The 20,698-nt window shown below is 73.5% G+C and carries 17 protein-coding genes; 9 read left to right on the top strand and 8 right to left on the bottom strand.

What is annotated here, in order from left to right; translation table 11 throughout:
• Window positions 1–105: 105 nt before the first annotated feature.
• The 6 genes from ACGFZ2_RS11770 to ACGFZ2_RS11745 form a co-directional block, all read right to left on the bottom strand.
• The gene (locus tag ACGFZ2_RS11770) at window positions 106–1,290 is read right to left on the bottom strand and encodes an osmoprotectant NAGGN system M42 family peptidase (RefSeq protein ID WP_393258669.1); all 1,185 of its coding nucleotides are present in this window, start codon (window positions 1,288–1,290) and stop codon (window positions 106–108) included.
• On the bottom strand, window positions 1,287–3,098 hold the full coding sequence (gene ngg / locus ACGFZ2_RS11765; RefSeq protein WP_393258671.1) for an N-acetylglutaminylglutamine synthetase: 1,812 nt from the start codon (window positions 3,096–3,098) through the stop codon (window positions 1,287–1,289). Before ngg ends, ACGFZ2_RS11770 begins: the two co-directional genes overlap by 4 nt.
• A gap of 2 nt (window positions 3,099–3,100) precedes the next feature.
• Window positions 3,101–4,885 (bottom strand): N-acetylglutaminylglutamine amidotransferase, encoded by a 1,785-nt coding sequence (locus ACGFZ2_RS11760; protein WP_393452612.1) that lies wholly within the window; start codon window positions 4,883–4,885, stop codon window positions 3,101–3,103.
• A gap of 203 nt (window positions 4,886–5,088) precedes the next feature.
• Window positions 5,089–5,751: a peptide-methionine (S)-S-oxide reductase MsrA gene (gene msrA, locus ACGFZ2_RS11755; RefSeq protein WP_393258674.1), complete on the bottom strand. Its 663-nt coding sequence runs from the start codon at window positions 5,749–5,751 to the stop codon at window positions 5,089–5,091.
• Window positions 5,752–5,825: 74 nt separating this feature from the next.
• Entirely contained in the window at window positions 5,826–6,779 is a 954-nt protein-coding gene (locus tag ACGFZ2_RS11750; RefSeq protein WP_393258676.1) for a Fic family protein, read from the bottom strand.
• Between the two features lie 208 nt (window positions 6,780–6,987).
• Window positions 6,988–7,398: an HIT family protein gene (locus tag ACGFZ2_RS11745; RefSeq protein WP_393258678.1), complete on the bottom strand. Its 411-nt coding sequence runs from the start codon at window positions 7,396–7,398 to the stop codon at window positions 6,988–6,990.
• 112 nt (window positions 7,399–7,510) lie between these two features.
• On the opposite strand from ACGFZ2_RS11745, the gene ACGFZ2_RS11740 reads away from it, so the two are divergent.
• The 3 genes from ACGFZ2_RS11740 (at window position 7,511) to ilvA (ending at window position 11,453) form a co-directional block, all read left to right on the top strand.
• Window positions 7,511–8,653, top strand: a complete 1,143-nt coding sequence (locus ACGFZ2_RS11740; protein WP_363708544.1) for a cystathionine gamma-synthase — start codon at window positions 7,511–7,513, stop codon at window positions 8,651–8,653.
• Window positions 8,654–8,668: 15 nt separating this feature from the next.
• On the top strand, window positions 8,669–10,066 hold the full coding sequence (locus ACGFZ2_RS11735; RefSeq protein ID WP_393258680.1) for an amidase: 1,398 nt from the start codon (window positions 8,669–8,671) through the stop codon (window positions 10,064–10,066).
• A gap of 166 nt (window positions 10,067–10,232) precedes the next feature.
• Window positions 10,233–11,453: a threonine ammonia-lyase gene (gene ilvA / locus ACGFZ2_RS11730; RefSeq protein WP_363708548.1), complete on the top strand. Its 1,221-nt coding sequence runs from the start codon at window positions 10,233–10,235 to the stop codon at window positions 11,451–11,453.
• A 91-nt stretch (window positions 11,454–11,544) separates the two neighbouring features.
• On the opposite strand, the gene greA is transcribed toward ilvA, so the two are convergent.
• Window positions 11,545–12,042: a transcription elongation factor GreA gene (gene greA, locus ACGFZ2_RS11725; protein WP_357462509.1), complete on the bottom strand. Its 498-nt coding sequence runs from the start codon at window positions 12,040–12,042 to the stop codon at window positions 11,545–11,547.
• Window positions 12,043–12,194: 152 nt separating this feature from the next.
• Window positions 12,195–12,629, bottom strand: coding sequence for a DUF4307 domain-containing protein (locus ACGFZ2_RS11720; protein WP_393258683.1), 435 nt, complete (start codon window positions 12,627–12,629; stop codon window positions 12,195–12,197).
• A 192-nt stretch (window positions 12,630–12,821) separates the two neighbouring features.
• Here ACGFZ2_RS11720 and mca point away from each other — a divergent pair, with 192 nt between their 5' ends.
• The 6 genes from mca (at window position 12,822) to purE (ending at window position 20,613) form a co-directional block, all read left to right on the top strand.
• Window positions 12,822–13,703 carry a mycothiol conjugate amidase Mca gene (gene mca, locus ACGFZ2_RS11715; protein WP_393258684.1) on the top strand — a complete coding sequence of 294 codons (882 nt, stop codon included), beginning with the start codon at window positions 12,822–12,824 and terminating at the stop codon, window positions 13,701–13,703.
• A gap of 48 nt (window positions 13,704–13,751) precedes the next feature.
• Window positions 13,752–14,045 (top strand): hypothetical protein, encoded by a 294-nt coding sequence (locus ACGFZ2_RS11710; RefSeq protein ID WP_393258686.1) that lies wholly within the window; start codon window positions 13,752–13,754, stop codon window positions 14,043–14,045.
• A 190-nt stretch (window positions 14,046–14,235) separates the two neighbouring features.
• Window positions 14,236–16,755, top strand: a complete 2,520-nt coding sequence (locus ACGFZ2_RS11705) for a putative bifunctional diguanylate cyclase/phosphodiesterase (RefSeq protein ID WP_393453637.1) — start codon at window positions 14,236–14,238, stop codon at window positions 16,753–16,755.
• 83 nt (window positions 16,756–16,838) lie between these two features.
• Entirely contained in the window at window positions 16,839–18,833 is a 1,995-nt protein-coding gene (locus ACGFZ2_RS11700) for a thioredoxin domain-containing protein (protein WP_393452608.1), read from the top strand.
• Window positions 18,834–18,910: 77 nt separating this feature from the next.
• A complete protein-coding gene (locus ACGFZ2_RS11695; protein ID WP_393452605.1) occupies window positions 18,911–20,092 on the top strand; it encodes a 5-(carboxyamino)imidazole ribonucleotide synthase in 1,182 nt (393 codons plus the stop codon).
• 29 nt (window positions 20,093–20,121) lie between these two features.
• Window positions 20,122–20,613: a 5-(carboxyamino)imidazole ribonucleotide mutase gene (purE, locus tag ACGFZ2_RS11690; RefSeq protein ID WP_363708470.1), complete on the top strand. Its 492-nt coding sequence runs from the start codon at window positions 20,122–20,124 to the stop codon at window positions 20,611–20,613.
• The last annotated feature ends 85 nt before the right edge of the window (window positions 20,614–20,698 follow it).

The following is a 20,698-nucleotide window of genomic DNA, read 5'->3' as shown; positions in this document are numbered from 1 at the left end:
ATTGCTATACAAGTCTGGACCACCTCCTTTCCCGTGTACGGCCACGCTATCCAGCGGCCGGGCCGGCGGCAACGGATTTCGATCACAGGCCCCCGGGGAATACGTTCAGGGGGTTTCCGTGATGCCGATGGGTCCCTCGCGGGGGCCCTCCTCGCTGGCCGGCTGCACGGCCAGCGACGGGAAGTCGGCCAGGTCGCCCTCCGGCTCGGCGTCCCACTCGGGGAAGACCAGGTCGCTCTGGAGGTAGAGGCAGAGCAGCTGGGTGAGCTGGCGCAGCCCGTCGAGGTGGGTGCGCTCGTGCCCGTGGGTGGCGTCCACGCCGAAGCCGAGCAGGGCCACCCGGGCGTGCGCCCCGGCCTCCACCGCCGCCGCCACGTCCGAGCGGTAGTAGTCGAAGACGTCCCGGACCAGGCGCACCCCGTGCTCGGCGGCGATCGAGGCCAGGTTGCGGGTCAGGTGGTAGTCGAACGGCCCGACGCCGTCGCCCATCGCCAGGGTGGCCGCGTCCTCCCGGGACTGCTGGCCGGGGGCGACCACCGCCGCGTCCACGGAGACGATCTCCGCGACGTCCGGGTCCAGCCCGTGGCTGGCCCCGTGCCCGATCTCCTCCGTCACGGTGACCAGCAGGTGCGCGGTGACCGCCGGGCGTACGCCGGCGTCGACCATCGCCTTGAACGCGGTCAGTACCGCCGCCACGCCCGCCTTGTCGTCCAGGTGTCGGGACTTGACGTACCCGGAGGGGGTGACCGTCGGGTTCGGCAGGAACGCGACGAAGTCCCCGGCGTCGATGCCCAGCGCGCGCAGGCCGGCGATGTCGGCGACCGGCTCGTCGACCCGCACCTCGACCTGCTCCCAGCCGATGCCCTGGGAGTCGACGGCCTCGTTGTAGCGGTGCCCGCTGGCCTTCAGGGGGAGCACCTGCCCGGTGATCACCCGGTCCAGGTCGTCGGTGAAGATCCGCACGTGCGCGCCCTCGGCGAACCGGGCGCTGTGCGTGCCGATCGGCTTCAGCTCCAGCCGGCCGTTCTCCTTCAGCCGCTTGACCATGCCGCCGATGGTGTCGGTGTGCACCACGATCGCCCGGTCGGCGCCGGTGGAGCGGGGGCCGGGCAGGAAGGCGCTCAGCGCGCCGCGCCGGGTCAGCGTGGAGCCGATGCCGAGCGCGGAGAGCCGCTCGCCCACGTACTGCTGCACGTGGTCCGTACGCCCGGACGGGCTCGGGATCTCCAGCAGCTCCACCAGCACCTGGCGCAGGTAGTCCAGGTCGATCTCCAGAGGTCTCGGGCTCACGCGGCGCCTCCCGGGCCGACCGGGGACCAGAGCCGCTGCGGCGCGCGGGTGCCCGGGAAGAGCAGGTCGACGAAGCGCTCGGCGGTCGGCTGCGGCTCGTGGTTGGCCAGGCCGGGCCGCTCGTTGGCCTCGATGAAGACGTGCTCGGGCCCGTCCGGCGCGGGGACCAGCAGGTCCAGCCCGGTGACCGGGATGTCCAGCGCGCGGCTGGCCGTCACGCACGCCTCGGCGATCGCCGGGTGCAGCTCGGCGGTGACGTCGTGGATGGTGCCGCCGGTGTGCAGGTTGGCGGTCTTGCGTACGGCCAGCACCTGCCCCTCGGGCAGCACGTCGTGCAGCTCGTGGCCGGCCTCGGCCAGCACGTCCCGGGTCATGTCGTCGATCGGGATCGTGGACTCGCCGCCCGTGGCGGCGGCCCGGCGGCGGCTCTGTCGCTCGATCAGCTCGGCGATGTCGTGCACCCCGTCACCGGTGATCGAGGCGGGCCGACGGACCGCGGCGGCCACCACCTCGTGGTCGATGACGACCACCCGCAGGTCCTCGCCGGCACGCATCTCCTCGATCAGCACGTCCGGGCAGAACCGGGCGGCCAGTTCGACGGCGGCGGCCAGCGCCTCGGGGGTGCGTACGCCCACCGTGATGCCGTTGCCCTGCTCGCCCCGCGCCGGCTTGACCACCACCCGGCCGGCCTCGGCGAGGAAGGCCGCGTCGCCGTCGTCGCCCGTGGCGGTCCGCCCGCGCGGCACCGACAGGCCCGCCTCGGCGAGGATCCGGCGGGTCACCCGCTTGTCGTCGCAGCGGCTCATCGCCACCGCCGAGGTCAGCTCCGACAGCGACTCGCGGGTCCGGACGGTGCGCCCGCCGCTGGTCAGCCGCAGCTCGCCCCAGGCCGGGTCGGTCACCTCCACCCGGATGCCGCGGCGCATCGCCTCGTCGGCGACGATCGTCGCGTACGGGTTGAGCTGGTCGTACCCCTCGGGCGTGGCGGGCAGGAAGAGCCGCTCGTTGATCGGGTTCTTCCGCTTCACGCAGAGCGTCGACGTCCGGTAGAAGCCGAGTCGCTCGTAGAGCCGGATCGCCCCGGCGTTCTCCGCGAGCACGGAGAGGTCCACGTACGCCCGGCCGCGCGCGACCAGCCGGGCGGCCAGCGCGGTGATCAGGGCCTGGCCGGTGCCGGGCGGCGCCGTGTTGAAGTCGACGGTGAGGCACCACAGGCTGGCCCCGTTGTCCGGGTCGTCGAAGACCGCGACGTGGTCGACGCCGGTGATGGTGCCGACGACCTCGCCGGTGGCGTCCTCGGCGACCAGGTGCAGGAAGCGGTCGGTGCGGGCGTTGGCGACGAGCACGTCGACCGGGGCGGTGACCATGCCGTTGCGGGCGTAGATCCGGTTCACCGCGTCCGCGTCGGCGGCGTCGGCCAGCGGGCGGATCGCCAGCCCCGGGACGTCGTCGTCGGCCGGCCGGTCGCCGTCCAGCGGCAGCCGGTAGGTCAGCGACGGGTCGATGAACAGCTCGTCGGGCAGCCGGGACACCAGCACGTGCGGGTCGCGCAGGTAGATGCAGATGTCCCGGGAGCCGGCGGCCTCGGAACGCAGCACGGCGGCGACGGCGGCCTGGTCGGCGAAGGTCTGCCCGAAGACGAGCCGGCCCCAGCCGCAGTCCAGCACCACGTCGGTGTCGCCCTCGCGGGCGGGCGTCTCCGGTGTGCCCGGGGCCATCGGGTCGCCGCCGGGCCCGACCCGCTCCCGTCGCCGGCCGCCACGGAACCGGTCGGACCGGGCCGTGCCGGTCGCCAGGGTGTCGGTCACGGTCAGTCGATTCCGTGGCTCTGGAGCCACATTTCCAGGAGTCCGAGTTGCCACAGCTTGTTTCCGTTCAGCGGGGTCAGTTCGGCGTTCGGGTCGGCGAGCAGCGCGTCGACGTAGTCGGCGCGGAACAGGTCGCGGCGGCGGGCCTCGGGCGCGGAGAGCGCGTCGCGTACCCGGTCGAGGAGCTTGCCCTCCAGGTGGGTGAGGCCGGGGACCGGGAAGTAGCCCTTCGGCCGGTCGATGACCTCGTGCGGCAGCACCCGGCGGCCGATCTCCTTGAGCACCCCCTTGCCGCCCTGCGCCAGCTTGAGTTCCGGCGGGCAGCTCGCGGCCAGTTCGACGAACTCGTGGTCGAGGAACGGCACCCGGGCCTCCAGCCCGTGTGCCATGGTCATGTTGTCCACCCGCTTGACCGGGTCGTCGGTCAGCATGACCTGGGTGTCGATCCGCAGCCCGGCGTCGACCGCGGTCTGGGCGCCGGCCCGGCCGAGGTGCGCGGCCACGAACTCCCGGGCCGGGTCGCCGTCGGCCAGCCAGGCCGGGTTCAGCACCTGGGCCAGCCCGGCCGCGTCCCGGTCGAAGAACGCCCGGGCGTACGTGTCGAGCGCCTGGTCCCGGCCGACGCGGGCGAGCGGCGGATACCAGTGGTAGCCGCCGAGGATCTCGTCCGCGCCCTGGCCGGACTGGACCACCTTGACGTGCTGCGACACCACCTCGCTGAGCAGGTAGAACGCCACGCAGTCGTGGCTGACCATCGGCTCGGACATCGCGGCGACGGCCGCTTCCAGCGGCGGCACCAGGTCGGCGGCGGCCACCCGGATCTGGTGGTGGTCGGTGTCGAACGTCTTCGCGACGAGGTCCGAGTAGCGGAACTCGTCGCCCTCCCGGCCGCCGACGGAGTCGAAGCCGATGGAGAAGGTGGAGAGCCCGCGCTGGCCCTCGCCGGCGAGCAGGGCGACCACCAGGCTGGAGTCCAGGCCACCGGAGAGCAGCACGCCGACCGGCACGTCGGCGACCATCCGCCGGCGCACGGCGGTGGTCAGCGACTCGAGCAGGGCGTCCTGCCAGTCCTTCTCGGACCAGCCGGCCCGCTCGGCGGCGCGGGTGAAGGCCGGGTCCCAGTAGACCCGCTCGGAGGTGCTGCCGTCGGCCTCGTAGACCCGTACGGTCGCCGGGGGCAGCTTGGCGACGCCGCGCAGGATGGTGCGCGGCGGCGGCACGATGCTGTGGAAGCTCAGGTAATGCGCGAGCGCGACCGGGTCGATGGTCGTGTCGATCCCGCCGCCGGCCAGCAGCGCGGGCAGGGTGCTGGCGAAGCGCACCACGCCCGGTGTCTCGGCCACGTAGAGCGGCTTGATGCCGAGCCGGTCCCGGGCCAGCACCAGCCGGCCGGTGTCCCGCTCGCTGATCGCCACGGCGAACATGCCGACCAGGTGGTCGACGAAGTCGAGCCCCCACTCCGCGTACGCCTTGAGCACGACCTCGCTGTCGCCGAAGGAGAAGAAGCGGTGGCCCTTGGCCTGGAGCTCCTCGCGCAGCTCGCGGTAGTTGTAGACGCACCCGTTGAAGACTCCGGTCAGCCCCGCGTCCGGGTCGACCAGCGGCTGCCCGCTCGCGGCGGAGAGGTCGATGATCTTCAGTCGTCGGTGTCCGAGGGCCGTCGGGCCCTGGGCCCAGACGCCGCTGTCGTCGGGCCCCCGGTCGCTCATCGTGGCCGCCATGCGCTCCACCGCCGACACGTCGGCGCGCGAGCCGTCACGGCGGAACTCTCCCGCAAGTCCGCACATGCGAGGCAATGCTGCCAGAGGCCGGTGCGGTTCGCCCGTTGAGCTGATGTCGGGGGAGTGGGCGGTTGCTAGGATGCGCGCCTTCGCGTGTCAAGCCCCCGGGCCGGCCGGAGTTTTCCCGCCCGGCATCGCCCGGTGCCTGATTGGAAACGGGCCTGCGGTGTGACAAACACCGCAGACCCGTTCGCGGGCGTCGCGCGGGCTCAGCCGGCGGTGCGGGCGATGCCCACCGGGCAGCTCAGCCCGTTCGGGCCGTGGTTGCAGTACCCGTTCGGGTTCTTCGTGGGCGCGAGGTACTGCTGGTGATGATCCTCGGCGAGGTAGTAGGCGCCGAGCCGGTCGATCTCCGTGGTGATCTCGCCCTTGCCGGCGCGCGCCACGATCGGCGCGAACGCGTCCCGCGACGCCTGCGCGGTGGCGAGCTGCTCGTCGGTGGTGGCGTAGATCGTCGACCGGTACTGGGTGCCCACGTCGTTGCCCTGGCGCATGCCCTGGGTCGGGTCGTGGTTCTCCCAGAAGACCTTGAGCAGGTCCTCGTAGCTGATCGTGCTGGGGTCGTAGACCACCTGGACCACCTCGGCGTGCCCTGTCATGCCCGAGCACACCTCCTCGTACGTCGGGTTCGGCGTGATGCCGCCCGCGTAGCCGGCCGACGTGGTGAGCACGCCGGGCAGGGTCCAGAACAGCCGCTCGGCGCCCCAGAAACAGCCCATGCCGAACACGGCCACCTGCGAGCCCTCCGGGAACGGACCCTTGAGGGGGGTGCCCAGCACCTCGTGCCGGTCCGCGACGGGCATCGCGATCAGACGACCCGGCAGGGCCTGGTCGGGGGTGGGCAGCTCGGCCTTCATACGGCGCAGGAACACGGTGGGACTCCTCTCGTACCTCTCCCAGCGTGCAACACCGCCGGACCCGCCTTCCTTACCCGCCCCGCCGCCACTCAGGCCCGGCGGTACCTCGTCCTGGCGTATTCGGTGACCCACTTCCGGCTGCTCCGCCAGACGCCGTCGTCTCCCTTCACCGCCCTGAGGCGCCCGCGGGCGGCGGCGACCCGCAGGGCGTCCTGCGTGAGGTCCGCGGTGGCGAGCGCTGGCAGCGGCAGCAGCTTCACGGGGCCGGCGACGGCGGGCATGACGAAGCGGTACAGATTGGTCGTGACGCTGCGCGCGATGAGTTCGCCGAGAGGCCCCGGTTCCCCGGCGTCGGCCTTGCGCATTGCCCTGAGATAGCTGTCCCGGTCGCGTTTGTAGATGATCGCCGGCGGATAGCCGAGCCTGCCCAGCAGGAGGCTGAGCAGGAGCCGTCCCGCACGCCCATTCCCGTCCAGGAAGGGGTGAACCACCTCGAAGGTGTTGTGGAGGACGGCGAGGCGTTCCGCGAGGGGCGTGTCGCTGTCCTCGCGCAACCTGTTGACATCGTCGGTCCACGTGCGCATCCGCGAATCCACCTCCGGCCACGGCGGGGGCTTCATGCCGCCGGGGAAGCGAGCGATCTCGTGCCGCCGGAAGTTGCCCGGAGCCTCTGAGTCGAGCGCATGCGGGTGTGGCGCTACCGTCCAGACCGGTGTCATCGCAAGGTAATGGACGTGCCGGACCTCCTGTACGGACAGGAGTTGGCCGTCCTGCCAATCGCCCGGTGCCAGTGCCTGACCGTAGACCCACCTCGCGGCGTCGGCGTAGCCCCGGACCTCCATGTAGTCCCGAAGTGGCTTGGCGCCGACCGCGCGGCCCTCGTCGAGGAGCTTCTCGACCTCCTGCAGCACGAGCGTGTTGCCTTCGATGGCCGTGCTGTTGTGGGCTTCCTGATGCCAGATGTCCGACCAGATGTCTTCCGCCTCGTCCGGCGACGGCAGGCCACCCAGGCGCTCCCGCAACTCGAGGACCGCCTCTTCCAAACGCCGGTGCACCGTTGCCCGAGATGGTCGACCGGGTCCCGCCATGCTCGCCGCTCCCACGGTTGTTCGGCTGAGGAAAAATTATTCTACCGAACAGATTGGCCTGACTTTGTTCGCCGTGGCCGGAGAAATCCGAACGAACAAAAGGCGCCCCGGGTCCCTCAGTAGGGGCGGTGGGCCCTGCCCACGTTGTCCTCAGTCGCCAGCCTCAGCGGGCGGCGGAGATCCGGGTGGCGTACGCCTGGGCCTCGGCGTCGTCGGCGTAGCGGGTGCGGGGCCAGAAGAAGCCGCGCAGCCCGTCGCCCTTCGTCCGGGGCACCACGTGGGTGTGCAGGTGCGGGACCGACTGGGACACCTTGTTGTTCATCGCCACGAACGTGCCGCCGGCCCCCAGGCCGGTCTCCACCGCCAACGCGAGCCGCCGGACCAGGCCGAAGTAGCCGGCCAGCCCCTCGGCGGGCAGGTCGGCCAGGGTGACCAGGTGGGTGCGCGGCACCACCAGCACGTGCCCCTTGAAGACCGGCCGGGTGTCCAGGAACGCCACCCCGTCCGGCTCGTCGGCGACCCGGAACGCCGGCACCTCGCCCGCCACGATCCCGCAGAACACGCACCCGCTCACCCGGGCAGGGTAACCGCCGCCGGGAAGGGCGGCCGTGCGGTGGCAGAGCCGGGTGATCCATCGGGTGCGGGTTGTGACGCCTCCCGCGGCCCCGGCGACTAGCCTCACGGGAATGAGTCACGGCTTCGAGACGCTCGCCATCCACGCCGGTCAGGACCCGGAAGCCCGCACCGGCGCGGTGATCCCTCCGATCTACCAGACCAGCACGTACGCCCAGGACGCCGTCGGCGCGCCCCGGCTGGGCTACGAGTACAGCCGCTCCGGCAACCCGACCCGCGACGCGCTCCAGGAGTGCCTCGCCGCGCTGGAGGGCGGGTCGGTCGGCCTCGCCTTCGCCAGCGGACTGGCCGCCGAGGACACCCTGCTGCGCACCGTCTGCAAGCCGGGCGACCACGTGGTGATCCCCGACGACGCGTACGGCGGCACGTACCGGCTCTTCGCCCGGGTCGCCGAGCGCTGGGGGCTGGACTACACCCCGGCGCGGGTCTCCGACCCGGACGCGATCCGGGCCGCCGTCGAGCCGGGCCGGACGAGGATCGTCTGGGTGGAGACGCCCACCAACCCGCTGCTCGGCATCGCCGACATCGCCGCGCTGGCCGGGGTCGCGCACGACGCGGGCGCCCTGCTGGTGGTCGACAACACCTTCGCCTCGCCGTACCTCCAGCAGCCGATCGCGCACGGCGCGGACGTGGTGGTGCACTCCACCACCAAGTACGTCGGCGGTCACTCCGACGTGGTCGGTGGCGCGCTGGTCGCGGCCGACGCCGGGCTCGGCGAGGAACTGCGCTACCACCAGAACGCGATGGGCGCGATCAACGGCCCCTTCGACGCGTGGCTCACCCTGCGCGGCATCAAGACGCTCGGCGTACGCATGGACCGGCACTGTGACAACGCCGAGCGGATCGCGGCCTACCTGGACGGGCACGCCAAGGTCGGTCAGGTCATCTACCCGGGACTGCCCTCGCACCCCGGCCACGAGGTCGCCGCCAAGCAGATGCGCCGGTTCGGCGGCATGATCTCGTTCCGGGCCGCCGGCGGCGAGGAGCACGCCGTGGAGATCTGCAACCGGGCGAAGCTGTTCGTCCTCGCCGAGTCGCTGGGCGGCGTGGAATCCCTGATCGAGCACCCGGGCCGGATGACACACGCAAGTGCTGCCGGCTCGCCGCTTGAAGTTCCCGGCGATCTCGTGCGACTGTCTGTCGGCATCGAGACGGTCGACGACCTGCTCGCCGATCTGGAGCAGGCGCTGGGCTGACCGCTGGCTGGGAGGGTGGCCGTGCAGGACATCATGCCGACCTGGGTGGGGGCGACCGCCAAGCAGATCGCCCGGGGCGTACGCCGGGGCGACGTCACGGCCACCCAGGTCGTCGCGGACCACCTCGACCACATCGCCCGGGTCGACGCCGACCTCGCCGCGTTCCGCACGGTACGCGGCGGGGAGGCGATCACCGAGGCGGAGAAGGTCGACGAGCAGGAGGACCTGGCCAACCTGCCGCTGGCCGGGGTGCCGGTGGCGGTCAAGGAGAACACCCCGGTCGCCGGCCTGCCCACCTGGAACGGGTCGGCCGCGGTCCGTACGCCCGTCGCCGAGGCCGACCACGAGGTGGTCCGTCGGCTGCGCGGCGCCGGCGCGGTGATCCTCGGGGTGACCCGGATGCCGGAGTTGGGCCTCTGGGGGATCACCGACGACGAGACCGCGGTCACCCGCAACCCCTGGGACGCCGGGCGTACCCCCGGCGGCTCCTCGGGCGGCGCGGCCGCCGCGGTCGCCGCCGGGCTGGTGCCGATCGCCCACGGCAACGACGGCCTCGGCTCGATCCGCATCCCGGCGGCCTGCTGCGGCCTGGTCGGGCTCAAGCCGGGGCGGGGCGTGGTCCCGTGCCAGCTCGGCGCGGAGGACTGGTTCGGCCTCACGGAGCACGGCATGCTCACCAGCACGGTCGCCGACGCGGCCGTCGGCTTCTCCGTGCTGGCCGGCCGCCGCCCGGAGACGCTGGTCCCGCCGCAGCGGCTGCGGGTGGGCGTCTCGCTCCGTTCGCCGGTGCGGGGCGTGCACCCCGACCAGCCCAACCGGGACGCGGTCGCCGCCGCCGGCCGGCTGCTCGCCGCCGCCGGTCACGACACGGTGCCGGCCGATCCGGTCTACCCGACCGCGCTGGGCCTGCAGGGGATCGCGACCTGGTTCGCCGCGGCGGCCGCCGACGTGCGCGCCGCCGGGCTGGACCGGCGCGGCCTCCAGCGGCGCAGCCGCCGGCACGTCGCCCTCGGCGAGTGGGCGCAGCGGCGGGGGTACGTCCGGGAGGCCGACCGGGCCGCCTGGCGCGAGCGCTCGATCGGCTTCTTCGCCGACCACTCGATCGACCTGCTGCTCACCCCGGCCCTGGCCACCGTGCCGCCGGAGGCCGCCGGCTGGTCCGGCCGCTCCTGGCGGGCCAACATGCTGGCCAACATCCGGTACGCCCCGTTCGCCGCGCCGTGGAACATCGCCGGCCTGCCCGCCCTCGTGGTGCCGGTCGGCCGCCGTCCCGACGGGCTGCCGGTCGGCGTGCAGCTGATCGGCCCGCCCGGCTCCGAGTTGCTGCTGCTCGGCGTCGCCGGCCAGTTCGAGATGCAGGCCCCCTGGTCCCGCCACGCCCCCACCTACCCCCGCACCCCCGCCACCGTCTAACCCCACCCCCACCCCCACCCCCGCCCGGTCTCCGCGATCTTGCGGTTTCCGCCCCGGCAAATGGGGATGAACGGCGCGCTTCGCGGGCCCAAGGTGCAAGATCGCGGATGGTTCCGGTGCGGGCGTCGGTGCAGGCGGCGGGGGCGGCGGGTGGCACGATCAGGGCATGACGGAACTGGTCGGTCTCGCCGACGTACGCGCCGCGCGGGAACTGCTCGCGGGCGTCACCCGGACGACCCCGCTGGAGCCCTCCCGGCCGCTCAGCGCGGCGCTGGGCGGGCCGACGTGGCTCAAGTGCGAGAACCTGCAGCGCGCCGGCTCGTACAAGGTGCGCGGCGCGTACGTGCGGATCTCCCGACTGTCCGAGGCGGAGCGGGCCAACGGCGTGGTCGCGGCGAGTGCCGGCAACCACGCCCAGGGGGTGGCGCTCGCCGCCGGCCTCGTCGGCACCCACGCCACGGTCTTCATGCCGGTGAACGCGCCGCTGCCGAAGGTCGCCGCCACCAAGGGTTACGGCGCCCAGGTCGAACTCGTCGGCAACACGGTCGACGAGTCCCTGGTCGCGGCGCAGACCTTCGCCGAGCGGACCGGGGCGACGCTCATCCACCCGTTCGACCACCGGGACGTGATCGCCGGCCAGGGCACGGTGGCCCTGGAGATCCTCGAACAGTGCCCCGAGGTCAGGACGATCGTCACCGGGGTGGGCGGCGGTGGGCTGGTCTCCGGCATGGCGGTGGCCGCCAAGGCGCTGCGGCCCGACGTGCGCGTCATCGGCGTGCAGGCGGCCAGCGCGGCAGCCTTCCCGCCCTCCCTGGTGGCCGGCGAGCCGGTACGCCTCCCGTCGTTCAGCACGATCGCGGACGGCATCGCCGTCGGCCGGCCGGGAGAGATCACCTTCACCCACGTGCGCAAGCTGGTCGACGAGATCGTCACGGTCTCCGAGGAGGACATCTCCCGGGCGCTGCTGATGCTGCTGGAGCGCGGCAAGCAGGTGGTGGAGCCGGCCGGCGCGGTGGGCGTGGCGGCCCTGCTGGCGGGCGCGGTCGAGGTGGAGCCGCCGGTCGTGGCGGTGCTCTCCGGCGGCAACATCGACCCGCTGCTGATGCTCCGGGTGATCGAGCACGGCCTCGCCGCGGCCGGCCGCTACCTGCGGGTGACCGTGCGCTGCACGGACCGCCCGGGGCAGCTCGCCTCGCTGCTCAGCGAGATCGCCGAGCACCGGGCGAACGTGGTGGACGTGGAGCACCAGCGGGCCAACCCGCGCCTGCGTCTGGGCGAGGTGGAGGTGGCGCTGTCGGTGGAGACCCGGGGCGTCGAGCACTCCGACACGCTGATCAGCGCGTTGCGGGCCAGCGGCTACCAGGTGGTCTTCGCGGCTGAGGCGTGACACCGGTCGGTGCCACGCCTCAGCGGGGTGTGCGGAGCGTCGCCCGGCGCTCACCGCCGGGTGGCGGCGGGCGAGTGCCGGGCGGTGCGGATCAGCCGGAGAACGGCTCGAAACCGACCACGGTCACCTTGATGTCGGCGCCGCTGGGGGCCGTGTAGGTGCAGGTCTGACCGGCCCGGCCGCCGAGGATCGCCTTGCCCAGCGCCGACTCCGGGCTGTAGACCGTCAGGTCGGTGGTCGACGCGATCTCCCGGGAGCCGAGCAGGAACGTCTCGGTGTCGTCCTTGTCGTCGTCGAAGTAGATCGTGACGACCATGCCGGGGGAAACCACGTCGGCGGTCGGCGCCTCGCCGACCTGCGCGGTGCGGAGCAGCTCCTTCAGGTAGAGGATGCGCCCCTCGGCCTTGCCCTGCTCCTCGCGGGCCGCGTGGTAGCCGCCGTTCTCCCGCAGGTCGCCCTCCTCGCGCCGGGCGTTGATCTCGGCGGCGATGACCGGCCGGTTGGCGATCAGCTCGTCGAGCTCGGCCTGGAGCCGGTCGTATGCGTCCTGGGACAGCCAGGTGGCGGGCGCCTCGTTGCCAGTGGACACAGGCGGTCTCCTCAGATGTGCGTGCTGGCTGACAGGTGAACCTCCAAGTTACCAGTGCGGTACGACACGGGGGTGTCGACGATCACCGGCGGCACCCCGTCCGGCGCCGCCGTGTCGCCTGTGCCGGCGCGTCCGGCCCGCGTCGTGGCTGCTCAGGCCGGGGGCCGGCAGCGCACCACCTCGCCGATGAAGGGGCGGGCACTGGTGACCAGCCGGTGCTGCGTCGTCACCTGCCGCTGGCCCGGCCGGGCGGTCACCGTGACCTTTTCCTTGGCCACCTCGGCGCCGGCACGGTCCCGGGCGCGCAGCAGGCACACCGCCGATCCGCCCTCGGGCACGGTGACCCGGAAGTCGACCAGCACCTGGCTGTCGGTGATGCCGGTGTAGGTGATCACCTGGGCGTCGTAGTTCGGGTCGCCGTACTGCCGGTAGAGCCGGACCGTGACCAGGCTCAGGACCGCGACGAGGGCGATCACGAGCAGCGCCGCCAACAGCGGCCGGCGGCGGCCGGGTTCCCGGCGGCGGCCGTACCGGCCGGGCGGGAAGGCCGGCGCGCCCGGCGGAAGTGTGGCGTGCGTCTCGGTCACCGGCGGGTATCTCCTGGCGTTGTTGTCGGCGGCATCGGCAAGAATGGCAGAGTTCCATCTTCCCAGCCCGTCCCGTCGTCAAGAATGACACGTCGGCACCGTCAGGTCCCGGTGCGGGGGGAGGATGCCGGCAGATCAGCCGGGCGGTCCCGCGGGGGGTCCGCCGGCCGCCAGAGACGAGGAGCGCCGACGTTGGCAGAGCGACTGCGACTGATGGCCGTCCACGCACACCCTGACGACGAGTCGAGCAAGGGCGCCGCGACCACCGCGAAGTACGTGGCCGAGGGGGTCGACGTCCTGGTTGTCACGTGCACCGGCGGGGAGCGCGGCAGCGTGCTCAACCCGAAGATGGACCGGCCCGACGTCTGGGCCAACATCGCCGAGATCCGCCGGAGCGAGATGGACGCCGCGCGGGCCATCCTCGGCGTCGAGCAGGCGTGGCTCGGCTTCGTCGACTCCGGTCTGCCCGAGGGCGACCCGCTGCCGCCGCTGCCGGAGGGCTGCTTCGCCCTCCAGGACGTCGAGGTGGCGGCCGGCCCGCTGGTGCGGCTGATGCGCCAGTTCCGCCCACACGTCGTCACCACGTACGACGAGGAGGGCGGCTACCCGCACCCCGACCACATCATGACGCACAAGATCAGCGTGGCGGCCTTCGACGCCGCCGGTGATCCGGAGCGCTACCCGGAGCTGGGCGAGCCGTGGCAGCCGCTCAAGCTCTACTACGACATCGGCTTCTCGAAGGGCAAGATCATGGCCCTGCACGAGGCGATCCTCGCCACCGGCCGGGAGTCGCCCTACGAGGAGTGGCTCACCCGCTGGGAGGACCGGCCCGACAAGGGCCCCCGGATCACCACCCGCGTGGAGTGCGCCGACTACTTCCCGGTCCGCGACGACGCGCTGCGGGCCCACGCCACCCAGATCGACCCGGACGGCTTCTGGTTCCACGTGCCGATGGAGGTGCAGCGGCGCGCCTGGCCGACGGAGGACTTCGAGCTGGTCCGCTCGCTGGTCGACAGCCCGCTGCCCGAGTCCGACCTCTTCGCCGGGGTGCGCGAGACGGTCCATGCCCGCTGATCCGGTGGGCGGCTACGCTGGTCACCAACCGCACACCGGAGGAACGCCATGCTGACCGCTGCACAGGTGCTCGCCCAGAACAACTTCGGGGACACCCGTTCGGGTGGCCTGGCGGGGCCGATGGGCCTCTTCCTCATCCTGGTCCTGGCGACGGCGACCATCCTGCTGATCCGCAACATGAACGCCCGGCTGCGCCGGCTGCCCGACCGGTTCCCCCAGCAGGGGCCATCCGTCGACGCGCACCGGGCGGACGCGGCGGTCGTCGATCCGACAGACGGGACGCCGGCGCAGGATTCATCCTCGGACGCCCCCAAGGGGCGTCAGCAGCGCCGCAACGGGTAATCCACGCATGATTCACGTCGAACCGGGTCGTCGCCCCCTGTTGCGGCCACCGGGTTTGCCTTAGCCTTCCGCCGGGGGACCAAGAGTTCCCGAGCCGTGCGCGGAAGGGGGCGCCGATGACCACCACAGCAGCGGCCGCCCGGCGTACCGGCGATCGGCCCGTGGGCGGAGGGGATCGGTGACCTCCGGCATGGCCGGCGAGCCGCCCAACCGGCTCGAAGACCGCGGCACCCCGCCGCGGCTGCTCCTGCTCACCGCCGCCGTCGCGCTGACCGCCCTGGTCGCCGCCGCGGTGGGGTGGACCCTGCCGACGCGCATCCCCGCCGACGCCGCGCTCGGCGGGCCGGCCCGGTTCGGCATCGCCGTCGCCGTGTTCGCCGTCGCCCAACTGGCCCGGCTGCGGTTCCGCACCGCCGCCGGAATGGTCAGCATCACCTGGGGCGAGGCCGCGCTGATCATCTGCCTCTACCTCGCGCCCGCCGGCTGGCTGCCCTCCGCCACGCTCCTCGGCGCCGGGCTCGCCTGGTCGGCGATGTCGCTGCTCGGCGACCGCCGGCCGGTGCTTGAGGTCGTCCGGATCACGGCCTCGCTGACCGCCGCCACCGCGCTGGCCGTCTCGGTCACCACCGCGCTCGGCCGGCCGCTGCTGGCCGCGCCGACGCCGGGGCTCGCCCTGGCCGTGGTCGCCGGGTCGGTCACCTACCTGCTCGCGACCGCCTGGCTGGGCGGGGCCACCCTGGCGCTCCGGCACGGCATCCCCGTCGCCCCGCCGCTGCTCGCCGCGCTCCGCGGCAAGCTGCTGATGTTCGTCGGCAACGTCGCCGTCGGGCTGGTCGTGGTGGCGCTGCTGGAACTCGACGCGCGCTGGCTGCTGCTGCTCCCGCCGCCGCTCTGGCTGCTCCAGCAGACCTACCGGCACCGGCTCCGCGCCGACCAGGAGCGCCGCACCTGGCGCGCCTTCGCCGAGGCCACCGCCGCGCTCAACCAGCTCGACGAGCGGGGGGTCGCCACCGCCGCGGTGACCGGGGCGCTGGCGCTGTTCAACGCCGAACTCGTCGACGTCGACGTCGCCCGGGGCGACGGCCGGTGGCGGCGCTACCGGGGCGACCCGGGTGGTCACCTGGTCGACCGGGAGGTCGCGCCGCCGGGCGGGACCGACCCGGCGGAGCACGAGCTGGTCCGCACCCTCACCGTGGGCGCCGCCCAGGTGGGCGAGCTGCGGGTCCGCTTCCCGCGCTCGGCCCCGCCCAGTGCCCGGGAGCGCGACGCCGTGGCCGCGTTCGGCGACGCCCTCGCCGCCGCCCTGCACGACGCCGCCACCCACCGGGAGCTGCGGCTGGTGACCGCCCGCTCGTCGTACGAGGCGGTGCACGACCAGCTCACCGGGCTGGTGAACCGGTCGGCCATGCTCAGCAAGGGCGACCAGGCGCTGCGGCAGCTCGCCCACGACCATCCGGTGGCGCTGCTGCTGCTCGACATCAACCAGTTCAAGGAGGTCAACGACACCCTCGGGCACGCCGCCGGCGACCAGTTGCTGCGCTTGACCGCCAACCGGCTGGGCACCCTCGCCCGCCCCGGGGACCTGCTCGCGCGGCTCGGCGGCGACGAGTTCGCCCTGCTGCTGACGTCGGTCCCGGTGGTCGGCGACCGGGCCGCCGCGATGGCGTACGCGCTGCGGCAGGCCCGCGAGATCGCCGAGCGGCTCGCCGCGCCGACCGAGGTGGCGGGGGTCCGGATGTCCGTCGAGGTCTCCGTCGGGGTGGTGGTCGCCGACGCCGGCACCGCCGACCTGACCGAGCTGCTGCGCCGGGCCGACATCGCGATGTACCAGGCCAAGGAGGGCGGCGGCAGCGTCGCCGCGTACGACTCCACCAGGGACGCCGCCAGCACCGACCAGCTGGCCCTGCTGGCCGAGCTGCGCGAGGCGCTGAAGGCCGACGACCAGCTGGTGCTGGCGTTGCAGCCCGCGGTCGACCTGGCCACCGGCGCGCCGACCGGAGTGGAGGCGCTGATCCGCTGGCGGCACCCGCGCCGGGGCTGGCTCGCCCCGCACGACTTCATCCGGCCGGTGGAGAACAGCGAGCAGCTCGGCAGCTTCACCCGCTACGTGCTGGACAAGGCGCTCACCGTCGCCGCCGGCTGGGCCCGGGACGGGGTCGACGTGCCGATCTCGGTCAACCTGTCGGCGCGCAGCCTGCTCGACCCCCACCTGCCCGCCGAGATCGCCGAGGCGCTGCGGCGGCACGAGGTGCCGCCGGACCGGCTGGTCCTGGAGATCACCGAGACGGTGGTGATGAGCGAGCTGGAGGTGATCGACGAGGTGCTCACCACGCTGCGGTCGATGGGCGTGCAGCTCGCGGTGGACGACTTCGGCACCGGCTTCTCCTCGCTGACGTTCCTCACCCGGATCGCCGTGGACGAGCTCAAGGTGGACCGTTCCTTCGTGATCCGGATGGCCGACTCGCCGGAGGCGGCGGCGATCGTGCGGACGACCGTCGGCCTGGCCCACGAGCTGGGGCTGCGGGTGGTCGCCGAGGGCGTGGAGACGGCCGAGCAGCGGTCCGCCCTGGCCGAGCTGGGCTGCACGGCCGCGCAGGGTTACCACTTCTTCAAGCCGATGCCGGCCGACAAGATCGGCGCCGTGCTGGGCACCCTGCTCGACGAGGCCCGGCCGAACGTCTTCCCGCTGCGCGCCGACGGCGCCTCCTGACCCGGCCCGGCGCACCGCACCGCTCGGGCGGGCGCCCACGCGGAGCGCGGGCGGGCGGGGCACCGGCTGGTTATGGTCGTCGGGTGAACCGACTCGCTGACGCCACGAGCCCGTACCTCCTCCAGCACGCCGACAACCCGGTCGACTGGTGGCCGTGGTGCGACGAGGCGTTCGCCGAGGCGAAGCGCCGGGACGTGCCGGTGATCATCTCGGTCGGCTACGCCGCCTGCCACTGGTGCCACGTGATGGCCCACGAGTCGTTCGAGAACGAGCAGGTCGGCGCCCTGATGAACGACGACTTCGTCTCGATCAAGGTGGACCGCGAGGAGCGACCCGACGTCGACGCCGTCTACATGACCGCCACCCAGGCGATGACCGGGCAGGGCGGCTGGCCGATGACCGTCTTCGCCACTCCGGACGGCACCCCGTTCTTCTGCGGCACCTACTTCCCCCGGCCGAACTTCGTCCGGCTGCTCCAGTCGGTCGCCGCCGCCTGGCGGGACCAGCGGGACGCCGTGATCACGCAGGGCGCCGCCGTGGTCGAGGCCATCGGCGGAGCCCAGGCCGTCGGCGGCCCCACCGCGCCCCTGGACGCCGCGCTGCTCGACGCCGCGGCCGACCAGCTCGGCGGCGAGTACGACGAGGTGAACGGCGGCTTCGGCGGCGCGCCGAAGTTCCCGCCGCACATGAACCTGCTCTTCCTGCTCCGGCACCACCAGCGCACCGGCTCGGCGCGGAGCCTGGAGGTAGCCCGGCACACCTGCGAGGCGATGGCCCGCGGCGGCATCTACGACCAGCTCGCCGGGGGCTTCGCCCGCTACTCGGTCGACGCGCACTGGATCGTGCCGCACTTCGAGAAGATGCTCTACGACAACGCGCTGCTGCTGCGGACGTACACCCAGCTCTGGCGGCTGACCGGCGACCCGCTCGCCGCCCGGGTGGCGGCCGAGACCGCCGCCTTCATGATCGACGACCTGGGCACGCCCGAGGGTGGCCTGGCCTCCGCGCTGGACGCGGACACCGAGGGCGTCGAGGGGCTCACCTACTCCTGGACCCCGGCCCAGCTCGTGGAGGCGCTGGGGGAGGACGACGGCCGCTTCGCCGCCGACCTGTTCGCGGTCACCGAGGAAGGATCGTTCGAGCACGGCACGAGCGTGCTGCGGCTGGCCCGGGACGTGGACGACGCAGCCCCGGACGTGGCCGCCCGGTGGGAGCGGATCCGGGCCCGGCTGCGCGAGGTCCGCGACACCCGTCCCCAGCCGGCCCGGGACGACAAGGTGGTCGCCTCCTGGAACGGGCTCGCGGTCACCGCGCTGGTCGAGCACACCGCGCTCACCGGCGATCCGGTCACCGCCGCCGCCGCGGTCCGGATCGGCGAGGTGCTCGCCGAGCGGCACATCGTGGACGGGCGGCTGCGCCGGGTCTCCCGGGCCGGCGTGGTCGGCGAGCCGGCCGGCGTGCTGGAGGACCACGGCTGCGTGGCCGAGGCGTTCTGCGCGCTGCACCAGCTCACCGGGGAGGGGCGCTGGCTGACGCTGGCCGGCCGGCTGCTCGACGTCGCGCTGGAGCGGTTCGCCGCCCCCGGCGGCGGGTTCTACGACACCGCCGACGACGCCGAGCGGCTGGTCGCCCGCCCCGCCGACCCCACCGACAACGCCACCCCGTCCGGGCGTTCGGCGATCGTCGCGGCGCTGGTCGCGTACGCGGCCCTGACCGGTGAGACCCGCTACCGGGAGGCCGCCGAGGCCGCGCTGTCGACCGTGGCGCCGATCGTCGGCCGGCACGCCCGGTTCACCGGCTACGCGGCCACCGTCGGCGAGGCGCTGCTCTCCGGGCCGTACGAGATCGCGGTGGTCACCGACGAGCCGACCGGCGACCCGCTGGTGGCGGCGGCGCACCGGCACGCCCCGCCCGGCGCGGTGATCGTGGCGGGCCGCCCGGGACAGGCCGGGGTGCCGCTGCTCGCCGACCGGCCGATGGTCGACGGGCGGCCCACCGCGTACGCCTGTCGGGGTTTCGTCTGCGAGCGCCCGGTGACGACGGTGGAGGACCTGGTCGGCCAGCTCGGCCGGCGCTGAGGCCCACGGCCGCGGCGGTGTGCGATCGGCCATCCGGCGGGGCGGCGGACGGGTCGCCCGGATAGGCTGGCGCCGCTATGGATTCCCGTACCGGTCTGCCCGTTGTCGGCATGGTGGGTGGTGGCCAGCTGGCCCGGATGACCCACCAGGCCGCGATCGCCCTCGGCCAGTCGCTGCGTGTGCTCGCGCTGGCCCCCGACGACGGCGCCGCGCTGGTCGCCGCCGACGTCCAGTACGGCGACCACACCGACCTCGCCGCGCTGCGCACCTTCGCCAAGGGCTGTGACGTGGTCACCTTCGACCACGAGCACGTCCCCACCGAGCACATTCGGGCGCTGGCCGCCGAGGGCGTGAAGCTCTTCCCGCCGGCCGACGCGCTGCTGCACGCGCAGGACAAGCGGGTGATGCGGGAGCGGCTCGGCGAGCTGGGCGCGCCGAACCCGGCGTGGCGACCGGTCGCCGAACCGGCCGACCTGGTGGCCTTCGGCGACGAGACCGGCTGGCCGGTCGTGCTCAAGGCGGCCCGCGGCGGCTACGACGGCCGGGGCGTCTGGCTGGTCGGCGACGCGGCGCAGGCCGCCGAGCTGGCCGCGACGCTGCTCGCCGGCGGCACCCGGCTGATCGTCGAGGAGCGGGTGCCGCTGCGCCGGGAACTCGCCGTGCAGGTGGCCCGCTCGCCGTTCGGGCAGGTCGCCGCGTACCCGGTGGTCGAGACGGTGCAGCGGGACGGCATCTGCGTCGAGGTGCTCGCCCCCGCGCCGGGTCTGCCGGAGGAGCTGGCGGTCGCCGCCCAGCAGCTCGCCATCGACCTGGCCACCGCGCTCGGTGTGGTCGGCCTGCTCGCGGTGGAGCTGTTCGAGGTCGCCGACCCGACCGCGCCCACCGGCAGCCGGATCGTGGTGAACGAGCTGGCGATGCGACCGCACAACTCCGGGCACTGGACCATCGAGGGCGCGCGCACGTCGCAGTTCGAGCAGCACCTGCGGGCGGTGCTCGACTACCCGATGGGGGACACCTCGCTGACCGCGCCCGTCGTGGTGATGGCGAACGTGCTCGGCGGCGAGCCGGGCGGGATGTCGATCGACGAGCGGCTGCACCACCTCTTCGCGGCGGAGCCGGGCGCCAAGGTGCACCTCTACGGCAAGCAGGTGCGACCCGGCCGCAAGATCGGGCACGTCACGGTGCTCGGCGACGACCTGGACGACGTACGGACGCGGGCCGCGCGGGCCGCCCGCTGGCTGCGGGAGGGACACCAGTGAGCGTGACCGGGGAACGTGCGGACGCCGCTGTGGGCACCGTCGGGCTGATCATGGGCAGCGACTCGGACTGGCCGACCATGAAGGCCGCGGCCGAGGTGCTGGCCGAGTTCGAGGTGTCGTACGAGGTCGGCGTGGTCTCCGCGCACCGCACGCCGACCAAGATGATCGAGTACGGCCGCGCCGCCGTCGACCGGGGCCTCAAGGTCATCATCGCCGGGGCCGGTGGCGCCGCGCACCTGCCCGGCATGGTCGCCTCGGTGACGCCGTTGCCGGTGATCGGCGTGCCGGTGCCGCTCAAGCACCTCGACGGCATGGACTCGCTGCTCTCCATCGTGCAGATGCCGGCCGGCATCCCGGTCGCCACCGTGTCGATCGGCAACGCCCGCAACGCCGGGCTGTTGGCCGTACGGATCCTGGCGGCCGGCGACCCCGCCCTGCTCGACCGGATGGCGGCCTACCAGGCGGACCTGGAGCAGTTGGTCGCCGAGAAGGACGCCGCGCTGCGCGCCTCCCTCGCCTGACTGTGAGCATGGCGGGGTCGGCTCAGCAGTGGTGAGCTGATAGCTGGCAGTGGCGGGCGTGACCCTTCGCCTGACTGGCCTTTGT

Source organism: Micromonospora sp. NPDC048063 (assembly GCF_043202855.1).
Taxonomy (GTDB): Bacteria; Actinomycetota; Actinomycetes; order Mycobacteriales; family Micromonosporaceae; genus Micromonospora.
Note: the sequence above shows the minus strand (reverse complement) of the source record. Positions and strands in the feature narration are given on the sequence as shown.

Bases quoted from the DNA above. Each gene is read 5' to 3' on its own strand.
- ACGFZ2_RS11695 (WP_393452605.1), top strand. From the start codon at position 18,911: ATGGATTCCCGTACCGGTCTGCCCGTTGTCGGCATGGTGGGTGGTGGC.
- ACGFZ2_RS11705 (WP_393453637.1), top strand. From the start codon at position 14,236: ATGGCCGGCGAGCCGCCCAACCGGCTCGAAGACCGCGGCACCCCGCCG.
- ilvA (WP_363708548.1), top strand. From the start codon at position 10,233: ATGACGGAACTGGTCGGTCTCGCCGACGTACGCGCCGCGCGGGAACTG.
- ACGFZ2_RS11760 (WP_393452612.1), bottom strand. From the start codon at position 4,885: ATGTGCGGACTTGCGGGAGAGTTCCGCCGTGACGGCTCGCGCGCCGAC.
- ACGFZ2_RS11740 (WP_363708544.1), top strand. From the start codon at position 7,511: ATGAGTCACGGCTTCGAGACGCTCGCCATCCACGCCGGTCAGGACCCG.
- ACGFZ2_RS11710 (WP_393258686.1), top strand. From the start codon at position 13,752: ATGCTGACCGCTGCACAGGTGCTCGCCCAGAACAACTTCGGGGACACC.